This window comes from Mesorhizobium sp. PUT5 (assembly GCF_052216645.1).
Taxonomy (GTDB): Bacteria; Pseudomonadota; Alphaproteobacteria; order Rhizobiales; family Rhizobiaceae; genus Mesorhizobium.
Window position 1 is genome coordinate 289,813 of record NZ_JBQOSO010000001.1, and the last position, 12,651, is coordinate 302,463.

Annotated in this window: 8 protein-coding genes; 4 read left to right on the forward strand and 4 right to left on the reverse strand. The window is 67.4% G+C overall.

The features are described from left to right. The first annotated feature begins 24 nt into the window (after positions 1–24). The 4 genes from ACTDI4_RS01335 to ACTDI4_RS01350 are packed head-to-tail and all read left to right on the forward strand — an operon-like array spanning position 25 to position 7,404. Positions 25–2,139, forward strand: a complete 2,115-nt coding sequence (locus ACTDI4_RS01335) for an ABC transporter permease (protein ID WP_442839412.1) — start codon at positions 25–27, stop codon at positions 2,137–2,139. After that, the gene (locus ACTDI4_RS01340) at positions 2,136–3,236 is read left to right on the forward strand and encodes a strictosidine synthase (protein ID WP_442839413.1); all 1,101 of its coding nucleotides are present in this window, start codon (positions 2,136–2,138) and stop codon (positions 3,234–3,236) included. Before ACTDI4_RS01335 ends, ACTDI4_RS01340 begins: the two co-directional genes overlap by 4 nt. After that, a complete protein-coding gene (locus ACTDI4_RS01345; protein ID WP_442839414.1) occupies positions 3,233–4,729 on the forward strand; it encodes a sugar ABC transporter ATP-binding protein in 1,497 nt (498 codons plus the stop codon). Before ACTDI4_RS01340 ends, ACTDI4_RS01345 begins: the two co-directional genes overlap by 4 nt. Then, positions 4,729–7,404: an AMP-binding protein gene (locus tag ACTDI4_RS01350; RefSeq protein WP_442839415.1), complete on the forward strand. Its 2,676-nt coding sequence runs from the start codon at positions 4,729–4,731 to the stop codon at positions 7,402–7,404. The genes ACTDI4_RS01345 and ACTDI4_RS01350 overlap by 1 nt, the downstream gene beginning before the upstream one ends. Before the next feature lie 237 nt (positions 7,405–7,641). On the opposite strand, the gene ACTDI4_RS01355 is transcribed toward ACTDI4_RS01350, so the two are convergent. From ACTDI4_RS01355 to ACTDI4_RS01370, 4 genes are read right to left on the reverse strand one after another with little or no spacing between them, the layout of a single operon-like run. After that, entirely contained in the window at positions 7,642–8,595 is a 954-nt protein-coding gene (locus ACTDI4_RS01355) for a substrate-binding domain-containing protein (protein ID WP_442839416.1), read from the reverse strand. A 41-nt stretch (positions 8,596–8,636) separates the two neighbouring features. Next, positions 8,637–9,596, reverse strand: coding sequence for an ABC transporter permease (locus tag ACTDI4_RS01360; protein WP_442839417.1), 960 nt, complete (start codon positions 9,594–9,596; stop codon positions 8,637–8,639). Then, positions 9,593–11,116, reverse strand: a complete 1,524-nt coding sequence (locus tag ACTDI4_RS01365) for a sugar ABC transporter ATP-binding protein (RefSeq protein ID WP_442839418.1) — start codon at positions 11,114–11,116, stop codon at positions 9,593–9,595. The genes ACTDI4_RS01360 and ACTDI4_RS01365 overlap by 4 nt, the downstream gene beginning before the upstream one ends. Further along, positions 11,116–12,555, reverse strand: coding sequence for an aldehyde dehydrogenase family protein (locus ACTDI4_RS01370; RefSeq protein WP_442839419.1), 1,440 nt, complete (start codon positions 12,553–12,555; stop codon positions 11,116–11,118). Before ACTDI4_RS01370 ends, ACTDI4_RS01365 begins: the two co-directional genes overlap by 1 nt. Between the last annotated feature and the right edge of the window lie 96 nt (positions 12,556–12,651).

The following is a 12,651-nucleotide window of genomic DNA, read 5'->3' on the forward strand; positions in this document are numbered from 1 at the left end:
CATCCTTCAATCCGAGCATAGACCATGGCTTTTTCAGACAGCGTGGTGCGCTGGCGCTACCGCCTCGTGCCCGATCACCTTCTCGGCGAGATACTCACCAAGCGCTGGGTCGACAACGCGATCCCGCTCCTGATCCTGGCGGCGGTGGTTGCCGTCTTCGGATCGGTGATCCCGGATTTCTTCGGGGCCGCCAGCGTTTCGAACCTGATGCGGCAGTGGGGCGAGTTCGGGCTCATCGTGCTGGCGCTGACGGTCGTGATCGTGGCGGGCGGGATCGACCTGAGCGTCGGTTCGATCTTCGCGCTCGGCAACATCGTCGCGCTTGCGCTGTTCAGCGTGGCGGGGTTGCCTGTCGCGGCGGTGGTCGTGGCGACGCTCGCCTGCGGCGCGGCCGTCGGCCTCGTGAACGGCCTGCTCATCGGCTATCTGCGGCTGCGCGCGTTTCTCACCACGCTGGTCACGCTGATCATCGTGCGCGCGGTGGTCGACATGCTGTTGCTGAAATATGCGGTGGCGATCGCGGCGGCGTTTCCGGATTCCGACCTCTGGTACTGGTTTGGCGAGGGCTATCTGCTCGGCCTGCCGTTCAGCGTCGTCGTCGTCCTGGTCGTGGCCCTTGTCGCCCATCTCGTGTTGAGCCGCACCAGCGCCGGCTGGCATGTGCTCGCCGTCGGCGGGTCACGGCGCTCGGCGCACAATGTCGGCATTCCGGTGCGCAGGGTGGTCTGCGCGACCTATGTGGTGTCCGGCACGCTGGCCGCACTCGCCGGCGTACTCTTCGCCTCGCGGCTGGGCGCCGCCGGCTCCGACATCGGCAACGGCCTCGAGATCGCGGCGCTGACGGCGGCCGTGCTCGGCGGCAACAGCCTCGGCGGCGGCCGCGGCTCCGCCGCCAAGGCGATCATCGGCTCGATCACCGTCATGATCATGGTCAACAGCCTGGTGCGAATGGGCGTCACGAGCGGCGCCAACTCGTTGCTGCTCGGCATGGTGCTTTTGGCCGCCGTGGCGGTCGACGTGCGCTGGGTGAAGAACCGCCACAAGTTCCTGTCGAAAGTCTATGTGTCGCCGACCTATGCCGAACTGCCTCCCGCGCCGGCGACGGACGGCGCGTCGCCCTATGCCCTGAACGACCGGCTGCACCCGGTCGAGGCGATCGGGCTCGGCCGTATCGACGGGCCGGAGGACGTCATTCTCGACGAGGACGACAACATCTATGTCGGCAACCGGACGGGCGACATCGTTCGCTTCCTGGCGCCGGACTACCGGCGGCAGGAGGTCTTCGCCCATGTCGGAGGAAGGCCGCTCGGCCTGGCCATGGCGCGCGACGGCTCGCTGATCTGCTGCATCGGCGGCATGGGCCTCTATCGCGTCACCCGCGACCGGAAGATCGAGAGGCTCACCGACGAGACCAACCGCTCCTGGTTCTCGGTCGTCGACGATTCCCGCCTGCGGCTGGCCGACGATCTCGATATCGCGCCGGACGGACGCATCTTCTTCAGCGAGGCCACCGTTCGCTACGACATGCACGAATGGCCGGTCGATTGCCTGGAATCGCGCGGCAACGGGCGCATCATCTGCTTCGATCCGAACGCGGGCACGACGCGCACGGTGCTGAGGAACCTGGTCTTCCCGAACGGCATCTGCATGACCCATGACGGGCAGTCCTTCCTGTTCGCCGAAACCTGGGCATGCCGGATCAGCCGCTACTGGTTCGACGGACCCAAGAAGGGGACCGTCGAGCCGGTGATCTCCGATCTGCCGGGCTATCCCGACAACATCAACCGGGCTTCGGACGGCACGTACTGGCTGGCCCTGGTCGGTATCCGCACGCCGGCATTCGACCTTGCCCTGAAGATGCCGAGCTTCCGCCGGCGCATGGCCCGGCGCGTCGCGCCCGACGAATGGCTCTATCCCAACATCAACACCGGCTGCGTGCTGCGCTTCGATGAAACGGGCCGCATCATCGAGACGCTTTGGGACCGCGGCGGCGAAAACCATCCGATGATCACCTCCATGCGCGAGCACAAGGGTCATCTCTATATCGGCGGCATCGTCAACAACCGCGTCGGGCGCCTGAAACTCGAAGGCGTCGACCCGGACTGGACGGCGCAGCGATCCTACTGGGGGAAGGCATGATCCGCGGCCTGACGCGTGCATTGGACAATCTGTTCGGTCGCGGCGACGCAGCCGTCACCGTGCCGCCGCTCGACGGTGCGCTTCGCCCCAACCGTGTGCTGGACGAGGCCACCTCGCGCTGGGCGCTCGAGGGCGCAGACTGCCTCGCCGCGTGCGGCGGAACGCTTTTCGCCTCGGCCGGGGAGAGCCTTTATGCGCTAGGCCCCGACGGCGCGTGGGAGCACCGCTCTTCCCATCCCGAAACGATTGCGGGCTTGTGTGCGGTCGGTGAAGACGGTCTGGCGATCGCGCGCGCCGACGGCCGCATCCTCATCGAAGGCGGCAGCTTCGACGGGCGCAGCTATCGCGTCGGCGAGGGGATCGCCTGCATCACCGCGCTGGCCGCGCATGGTTCCATGCTCTATGTCGCCAACGGCTCGGCCGCGAATGCGGCGGACGACTGGCAGCGCGATCTGCTCGAACGCAATGCCTCGGGAAGCGTATGGTGCATCGACCTGGCGGGCGGTGCCGTCACCCGGATTGCCGATGGCCTCGCCTGGCCCGCTGGCCTGGTCGTCGACGGCAAGGGGCTCGTCGTTTCCGAGGCTTGGAAACACCGGCTGGTGAGGATCGATCCATCGCGGCCGGGCGGCAATGCGGTCCTGCATGGCGATTTGCCGGGCTATCCCGGTCGCATCGTGCCTGCGAAGGACGGCTATTGGCTGGCGATGTTCGCGCCGCGCAGCCAATTGGTCGAGTTCGTGCTGCGCGAGGACGCCTATCGAAAGCGCATGATGGCGGAGGTGCCGCAGCACTATTGGGTTGCGCCCAAGCTCCGGTCCGGCCGCAGCTTCTATGAGTCGCTCCAGGGCGGCGGCGTGAAGCAGCTCGGCATGCTGAAGCCGTGGGCGCCGACCATGTCGGCCGGCCTGTGCGTCAAGCTCGACCGCGGGTTCCAGCCGCGCTCCAGCCTGCAAAGCCGCGCGGACGGAAGGACGCACGGCGTGACATGCGCGGCCGAGCATGAGGGGCAGGTCTTCGTGGCCGCGCGCGGCGACGGCGTGATCGTATCGCTTGCGATCGCGGACATGACGGCGGGCGGAGGAGAGACGCAATGAGGCCGATCGTCGAACTGCGCAACGCGACCAAGCAGTATCGGGGCATTCCCGCCGTCAAGGATGTCTCCTTCTGCCTTCGTCGCGGCGAGGTGCATGCGCTTCTGGGCGAGAACGGCGCCGGCAAGTCGACGCTGACGAAGATGATCGCCGGTGTCGTCGAGCCCACCTCCGGCGAAGTCTGGATCGATGGCGCCAGGGTCGAGCTGGCGTCGCCGTCGGACGCGCTGCGCCGGGGCATTGCCATGGTCTACCAGGAAACCAGCCTGGTGCCGTCCCTGACCGTGGCGCAGAACATCTATCTCACCGACGCGAAAAGGTTCCACAGGCTGCGCGGCATCTATATCGCCGGCCAGCAGTTCCTTCAGTCGCTCAACTTCCATGTCGACCCCACCGCGATGGTGTCGGGGCTGGGCGCGGGCCAGAAGCAGATGGTCGAGATCGCCCGGGCCGTGCACCACAACGCCCAGGTCATCATCTTCGACGAACCGACGGCGACGCTGACGCCCGAGGAAAAGCATCAGTTCTTCGCTCTCGTCGAACGCCTGAAGCAGCGCAGCGTCTCGATCATCTTCATCTCGCACGCGCTGGAGGAGGCGTTGGCGATCGCCGACCGCATCACCGTGATGCGCGACGGCGAGCACGTCGTCACCGACGACGTGGAAAAATTCGATCGTGAAAAGATCGTGCGGGCCATGGTCGGCCGCACGCTGACGGGGGAACTCTACGGCTCGTCCAGGGACCGCACCGTGCGGCAGCCGAGCGATAAGGTGCTGAGTGTGCAGAACCTGTCCATGGGCAACCTCGTGCGCAACACGTCCTTCTCCATATTCGCCGGACAGATCACCGGCGTTTTCGGCCTGATCGGCTCCGGCCGCACCGAAGCCGCGAAGGTCGTGGCCGGCGTGCTGAAGCGCGACATGTTCCATGGCGGACAGATCCGCCTCGGCGACCGCCCGGTGCGCTACCGGGTGCCGCGCACGGCCGTCGGCGACGGCATCGTCTACGTGACCGAGGATCGCAAGGTCGAAGGCTTCTTCGAAACGATGTCGATCGCCGAAAACATCCACATTGCCGCGCTGGCCGGCGGCCGCACGAGATCGGCCACCGTGAGCATGAGCGAGATGCGTGCGCTGGCAGGCGAGTGGATCGAGGCGCTGAACGTCAAGGCGATCAACGCCGATGCCCGCGTCATCGAGCTGTCGGGCGGCAATCAGCAGAAGGTGGTCGTGGCCAAGGCGCTGGTGCAGAAGCCCCGGCTGGTCATCTTCGACGAACCGACGCGCGGCGTGGACGTGGGCGCCATCGCGGAGATCCACGCCCTCATCAACAGGCTGGCGGACGAGGGGATCGCCGTGATGGTCATCTCGTCCTACCTGCCGGAAGTCCTGCAACTGTCCGACCGGATCCTGGTGTGCCGGCAGGGCCGCATCGTCGAGGAATTCGAGGGCAACAGGGCGGACGAGGAAACCATCATGTATGCGGCGGTGCACTGATGGAACGGCAGTTGAAGACGACGCGCCCCGTTCGCGAGGTGCGCACGATCGAAGATGTCGAGGCTATCGAGAGCCGGCCCTATGAGGAGCTGGTGACGGCGCGCAACCTCTATGACCTGTTCCTTGCGACCGCCCGGCACGGCGGCGACCGCAAGGCGCTGACCGTGCTGCGCTCTCCCGATCCCGCCGACGTCGGCGTCGCTTTCACGCACGAACAGCTTCTGGAGGAAATCACGCGCGCGGCGAACATGTTCAGGCGGCTGGGCCTTGCGCCGGGCCGCGGGGTCGCCGCCTTCCTGACGCCGACGCTGCCGCAGCTTCCGGCACTGCTGCTCGGCGCGCAGGTGGCGGGCGTGGCCAGCACGCTGAATTACCTGCTGAGCCGCGAGGCCATCGTCGACCTGCTGAATGCGGAGAAGGCGACCATCCTCGTGCTGCCGGCGCAGGAGCTTGACGAAGACTGCTGGATGAAGGCCGAGCGCATCGCCGACGCGGTGCCGAGCCTGAGGCACGTGATCGTGATAGGCGGCAGCGGGCCTTTGCCGGCCGGGTATTCGGCGCTGAGCGAAGTGCTGGCAGGGAGCCGGGGCGACGGTCTCGATTTCGAGCCGACCAGCGATCCCGACACGGTCTGCGCCCTGTTCCACACCGGCGGCACGACGGGCCGGCCGAAGCTGGTGCAGCTTACCCATGGCAACCAGATTCACGCAGCCTTCGGCTTCGGCCAGGTGTTCGCCTACAACGAGGACGATACCGTCATCAACGGCTTTCCGTTCTTCCACGTCGGCGGCACGATGACGGTCGGCCTGTCCGTGCTCGCCGCCGGCGGGCACATGGTGGTGCCGTCGGCCTATGGGCTGCGGCCGCCCGCGGTGGTGGAAAACTACTGGCGCATCGTGCAGCATTTCCGCGCCACCGTCATCGGCGGCGTGCCGACCTCGATCACGGCGCTGACCGGCAGCTTCGATCCCAAATACGACGTCTCGACCGTGCGCATGGCGGGCACGGGCGGCGCGGTGCTGCCGAAGGAGATCGGCGCCAGGTTCGAGGCCGCCACGGGTATCCGGCTGTTCGAGACCTACGGCATGACGGAGACTGCGGCGGCGATCGCCTTCAACCCCGGCCGCGGCGAGCCTCTGGCGGGCAGCGTCGGCTTTCGCGCGCCTTTCTCGCAAATCCGTATCGTGCGGCTGGGAACGGACGGGGAGTTGTGCGGGCCGGGCGAGAGCGGCTCGGTGGAGGTGCGCGGGCCGCAGGTGTTCCCCGGCTATGTGGACCCGAAGCACAATGTCGGCACGCTCGGCGATGACGGCTGGCTGACGACGGGCGATGTCGGCTACCTGACGACCGATGAGCGCCTGGTGCTGACCGGCCGCGAGAAGGACCTCATCGTCCGCAGTGGCCACAACATCGATCCGGCGGCGATAGAGGACGTGGCGAACAGGTTTCCGGGCGTGCAGATCAGCGCTGCCGTCGGCATGCCCGATCAATACGCCGGAGAGGTGCCGGCATTGTTCGTCGTGCCGGCGCCGGGCGCCCGCATCGATGTCCAGGCGCTGAAGACATATCTGGAGGCGAACGTCCATGAGCCGCCGGCACGGCCGCGCAGCGTGCTCGTCATCGACGCCCTGCCGGTGACGGCGGTGGGCAAGGTGTTCAAGCCGGCGTTGCGCGACCTCGCGATCAAGGAGAAGGTGCGCCTGGAAGTGGAACGGATCTGCGGGCCCGACGCTTCCGCGACGGTCGAGGTCTCCCTCGATGGCCTCAAGCGCACCCTGGCCGAGATCGCCCTTTCAGGGGCCGGCGCGGAACAGGCGGCGCAACTCGAGGCCGCGCTCCGGCCGCTGCCGCAGAGCTATGTTGTGCGAGGCGCCGAAAGGCAGGAGGCCGAATGCGTCCGTCTCGACGTCGAGGACGGGATAGCCACGCTCACATTCGACCGTCCCGAGAGCCTGAATGCCGCCTCGGAGGCGATGATGCGCTCGCTCGAGCGCCGGCTTCGCGCCCTCGGCGAGATGCCGGGGTTGCGCGTGGTGATCGTGACCGGCGCCGGCCGGGCCTTTTGCGCCGGCGGCGACCTCGTCGAATTCGAGGCGGCCTTGAAGGCCGGCGGCACCAGGCTCGTCGATACGCTGAGATACAATCAGGACGTCATCCAGATGGTCGAGGACCTGCCCGTGCCGGTGGTCGCCGCGGTCAATGGCGTGGCGGTCGCCGGCGGGCTCGAGATGCTGCTGGCCTGCGACATCGTCATCGCCGCGGAGGGCGCGAAGATCGGCGACGGACATGCGCGATACGGCGTCGTTCCCGCCGGAGGCGCGACGGTGCGCCTGGCCGAGAAGATCGGCCCGCTGCGCGCGTCCCAGCTCTTCTTCACCGCGTCTCTGATCGATGCCGGGACCGCGGCCGCGTGGGGTCTCGTCAATGAAACCGTGCCCGGGGAACGGCTGATGGAGCGGGCAAGGGAGCTGGCGCGCGAGATCTGCCGGTGCAGCCCGCAGGCGCTGCGGCACATCAAGCAGTTGACCGGCCCCGAGGCGCGCGACGAGCAGCGCGCCCGGCGGCTGCGCGCCGAAATCGAGCATTTCGTCGGCCACGTCCATGGGGCCGATCTCGCCGAAGGGCTCGCCGCCTTCGGAAGCAAGAGACAACCTGTGTATCGGGATGCCGGATGAGGCCCGGTCGGCAGGCCGCTGCCGGCATTCGTCTGAGGGCCGGCGGCGGCAAGGCCGAGCAGGAAGCAATAGCCTGCCTGGGGGCCGCATACCGCCCGCAGGATCACGGTCTTTCATCCGTCGGATCGATGGGGCCGCAACCATCCCTTACCTCCCTTGGTCGGGAGGTAAGGGATACCGCGGTCGTCGATTTCCAAACGCGCCTTGAAAAGTCTGCGACTTTTCGGGATCACGTTTTTAGAACTTGCTCGTCTCGTCGTAATATTTGACGGCGTTGTCGCCGGTGATGATCGGCGAGGGCAGGGCGGTTTCCTTTTCAGGCTGGCCGCCGGCGATGATCGCCATGGCTCGGTTGAAGCCGGCGCGCCCGATCTGGTCGGACGAATTGCGGCCGGTGGCGCCGTAATTGCTGCCCTGCTTCATGATCTCCTTCAGCGTCCCCATCTCGCCGTCGACCGAGGCGATGAAGATCTGGTCGCTTTTGCCGGCGTCGGTGATCGCCTTCTGCGCGCCGAGGCACATGGAATCGTTCTCGCAGAAGACGGCGTCGAGGTCGCCGTTCTTGGACAGCAGGTCCTCCATCTGGCTGAAGCCGCCATCGGCGCTCCACTCGCCCCAGCCGGGCGCCACGACGGCCTCGATCTTGGTGCCTTCCAGCTTCGCCTTGACGCCGTCGGTGCGGTTGGAGCCGATGGTGTTGTCGGCCGGGCCGCCGCGGATGATGGCGACCTTGCCCTCGCCATTCAGCCGCTTGGCGATGTAGTCGCCGATGCCCTCGCCGATGGCGCGGTTGTCCGGGCCGACCCAGGCGGTGTGGTCGCCGCCCTTCAGCAGCCGGTCGACCATCACCACCGGCACGCCGGCCTGATTGATCGCCTCCAGCGCCGCCGGCGCGGCCTCGATCCAGGCGCCGGAGACGATGAAGACGTCCACGTTCTGGTTGAGCAGGTCCTCCACGTCGGAGGTCAGCTTGGCCACGTCGCCCTTGGCGTCGGTGGACAGGACCTGGACGTTGGAGAAGTGAGACGCCTCGTCCTTCACGGCGGCGTCCATGCCCACGAAATAGGCGCAGCAGAGCGACAGGTTGACCATGCCGATCTTGATGTCCTTGGCGGCGGCCGGCTGCGTGGCCAGCGCCATCCCGGCGATGCCCGCCATCGCGGCGAACCGCAGCTTTCTTGCAATACCCATTTTCTTCCTCCCTTTGACAACCGGCCACATGCCGGCGGCTTTCAAGCTTTCTTGCGCCTGGCGAGCACCGCCACCAGGATGATCAGCCCCTTCAGAAGCTGCTGGTAGTAGGAATCGACGTTGAAGAGGTTGAGCACATTGTCGACCACGGCCAGCGCCAGCACGCCGCCCAGCACGCCGAGCGTGGTGCCGCCGCCGCCGCCCAGCACGCCGCCGCCGATCACCACGGCGGCGATGGCGTCCAGCTCATAGCCGATGCCGACGCTGGGCTGGGCGATGCCGAGCCGCGAAGCCAGCAGCACGCCGGCGATCGCCGCGAACAGGCCGCAGGCGACATAGGCGAAGATAAGATGCTTGCGCACGTCCACGCCGGCCAGCCGCACCGCTTCCATGTTGACGCCGAGCGCGAAGGCGGCGCGGCCAGACACCGTGTGGTTGAGGTAGAACCACACCGCCGGCACGGCGAGCGCGAAGACGATGAAGGTGACCGGCACCGGCCCCGCGAAGGCGCCGCCGATCACGGCGCGGAACATCTCGTCGGCCGGATAGCGGGGCGTGTCGGCGTAGACATAGACCAGCCCGCGCAGGCTGCCCATAGTGGCCAGCGTGACGATGAAGGATTCCAGCTTGAACTTCGCCACCAGCCAGCCGTTGATGAAGCCCACCCCCGCGCCCATCGCCAGCGCGACCAGGATCGCCAGCGAGAAATGCATATGGGCCTGCAGGCCGGTGGCGAGCAGGCCGGCGAAGGCCAGCACAGAGCCGACGGACAGGTCGATGCCGCCGGTGCGCACCACCATCAGCATGCCGAGGCTCAGGAAGCCGTTGGTGACGAGCTGGCGCGAGACGTTGACGATGTTGCGCTGGGTAAGGAAGGCATCCGAAGCGAAGGCGGCGAACACCACCAGTACGACGATGGCCGCCGCGAACAGCAGGTCGGCGCGCTGCATGCGCTGCCAAAAGGCGGGCCTCGGGCGGGCGGCGTAGGCGGTGTCGGTCAATGCGGGTGCTCCGATGGCGTGGGCTGTACGGCAAGACCGGCGGCATGGGCGAACACGATTTCCGGCCGGAAGGTTTCGGGCGCGAGTTCGGCCGCGATCCGGCCCTTGCGCACGATGAGCAGCCGGTCGGCCAGGCCCAGCACTTCCGGCATTTCCGACGAGATCAGCAGCACCGCGGCGCCCTCGGTCGCGAGGTCGCGGATCATCTGGTAGATTTCCACCTTCGTGGCGATGTCGACGCCACGCGTCGGCTCGTCGAAGATGAACAGTTGCGTATTCTCGACCAGCAGCCACTTGGCGAGCACCACTTTCTGCTGGTTGCCGCCGGAAAGCTGGCGCACGGGGCTGTCGGTATCGCGCAGCCGGATGGAAAGTTCGCGCACCTTGGCATCGACCAGTTCACCGCGCCTGGCGTGATCGATGATGCCTTTGGGCGCGTAGCGGGCGAAGCTGGCCAGCCCGGCATTGTCGACGATGCTGCAGTCGAGCGCGAGCCCGTCGCCCTTGCGATCCTCCGTCAGCATCGCCACGCCGCTGCGAACGGCCGCCCGCGGCGTGGCGAAAATCGTGCGTTCGCCGTTCAGCCTGATTTCTCCGCTGTCCGCCGGCCGCGCCCCGAAGATCGCCTTGCCGATTTCCGTCCGGCCGCTGCCGACGAGGCCGAACATGCCGACGATTTCGCCGGCATGGATCGAGAAGGAGACATCCTCGAAGGCGCCGGCCAGCGTCAACCCGGCGACATCGAGCACCGCCGCGCCCGTCTTGCCGGTCCTGGGCGGGAAGATGGCCGACAGCGGCCGCCCGACCATGGCGTGGATCAGCCTTTCCTGGTCGATGTCGCGCAAGGAGCTGGAAAGCACGCTGCGGCCGTCCTTCAACACCACGACCTCGTCGGCGATGGCGAAGATCTCTTCCAGACGGTGGGAGATGTAGAGCACCGTGGTTCCGGCCTGCGCCAGCGCGCGCACCTTGCCGAACAGCATGTCGGTCTCCGAGGCCGAAAGCACGGCGGTCGGCTCGTCGAGGATGAGGACCCTGGGTTTCGTGACGAGCGCCTTGGCGATCTCGACGATCTGCTGCTGCGCGACGCTGAGCGTTCCCACCAGCGCGCGCGGATCGATGTCCTGGAATCCGAGCTCGCCGAGCACGGTCGCGGCGACGCGCTCGGCCTCCGCCCAATCGATGACGAAGGGCAGGGCTCGCGTCGGCATGCGGCCGAGCAGGATGTTCTCGGCGACCGAAAGATGGTGCAGCAGGCTGAGTTCCTGGTAGACGGTGCTGATGCCGAGCGCCATGGCGTCGGCCGGACGCGCGATGCGCGCCGGCTGCCCGTCGATCAGGATACAGCCGCTGTCGGGCAGCACCGCACCGGACAGCATCTTCATCAGCGTCGATTTGCCGGCGCCGTTCTCGCCGCACAGCGCCAGCACGCGGCCGGGCTCGACCGCGAAGGAAATGTCGCGCACGGCCGGGTTGCCGTCATAGCTCTTGGCGACCTGGCTGACGGCGAGGTGCGGCATCAGCGCGCCCCGAAGACTTCATGCAGCAGCAGCGTCTTTTCCTTGCTCATTTCGTGGAGCGTGTCGTGGATGCCCTCGCGGCCGTTGCCACTGCCCTTGTTGCCGCCGAAAGGCAGGGTCTCGACCCGCACCGCCGTCGTGTGGTTGACGACGACCGTACCGACGTCGAGGACCTGGTAGGCACGCATGACGCGGCCGAGGTCGCGGGTGAAGATCGCCGCCTGCAGGCCGAACGGGCTGTCGTTGGCCAGCGCCAGAGCCTGTTCGAAGTCGTCATAGGGGATGAGCGGCAGCACCGGCCCGAACGTCTCCTCGGCGAAGGCCGGGGTGCCGGGCGCAACGCCGGTCAGGATGGTCGGCTCGAAGAAGTTGCCGCGCCTCTTGCCGCCGGCGACGATGCCGGCCCCATCGGCCACGGCCTGCCGCACCTGCGCCTCGACGCGCTCGGCGCCGCGCAGGTTGATCAGGGGACCGACATCGGTGGCAGGGTCCATAGGATCGCCGACCCGCAGCTTCCTTGTCCGTGCCGCCACCGCATCGAGCAGCGGCCCGTAGGCCGTCCGCTCGACCAGGACGCGCTTGACCGCACAGCAGATCTGGCCGTTGCCGGAAGTGAAGCGGCCCGCCACCAGGGCGTCCGCGGTGGCTTCGATGTCGGCATCGGCGCACACGATGGTGGCGTCGTTGCCGCCGAGCTCCAGATGCACCTTCTTCAGCGTCCGAGCCGCGACTTCGAGGATACGCCGGCCTGCCGCCGTCGAGCCGGTCATGGCGATCATCTGCACGCCTTCGGCCCGGACCAGCGCCTCGCCGACCTCGCGCCCGCCTGTCAGAACCTGATGCGCGCCGCGCGGCAGGCCGGCGTCCTCCATGTAGCGGCTGACCTCGATGATGGCGAGCGGGCAATCCTCCGGCGGCTTGGTGATGACCGCGTTGCCGGCGGCCAGCCCGCCCGCGACCTTGTGGCTCCACAATTCGACGGGGTAGTTGAAGGGCACGATGGCGGCGACCACGCCGAGCGGCTGGCGCATGGTCAGCGCCAGCGACTTCTCCCGGCCCGGTATGGAATCCAGCGGCACCGACCTGCCGAAGACGCGCTTGGCCTCCTCGGCATAGCCGCGGAAGATGCGCGCGGCGACCCCGATCTCGCTGGTGGTCTCGCCGATGCGCTTGCCGTTCTCCCTGCACAGAAGCCGGCCCAGCTCGGCCTGGTTTTCCTCGATACGGCGCGCCACGGCCTCAAGGATTTCGTAGCGGCGCCAGGCGGGCATGGCGGCCATTGCCGTGCTGCCGCGCTGGGCGGCGTCGACCGCCCGCTCGACGTCGGCGGCGCTCGCGCGCGGAACCGCGGCGATTTCTTCGCCATTTGCAGGATTGAGGACCGGGTCCGTGCCGCCATCCGATGCGGAGGTCCACAAACCGTCGATCAGCATGTTCATGGCTCGGTTCCTCCCGCAAGCGGCTGTCGCCCGCTTAGTCGTATTTCAGCTAAAGAACCAAGTCAACGAATAGTGAACTTGAATTCAAGTTATCTA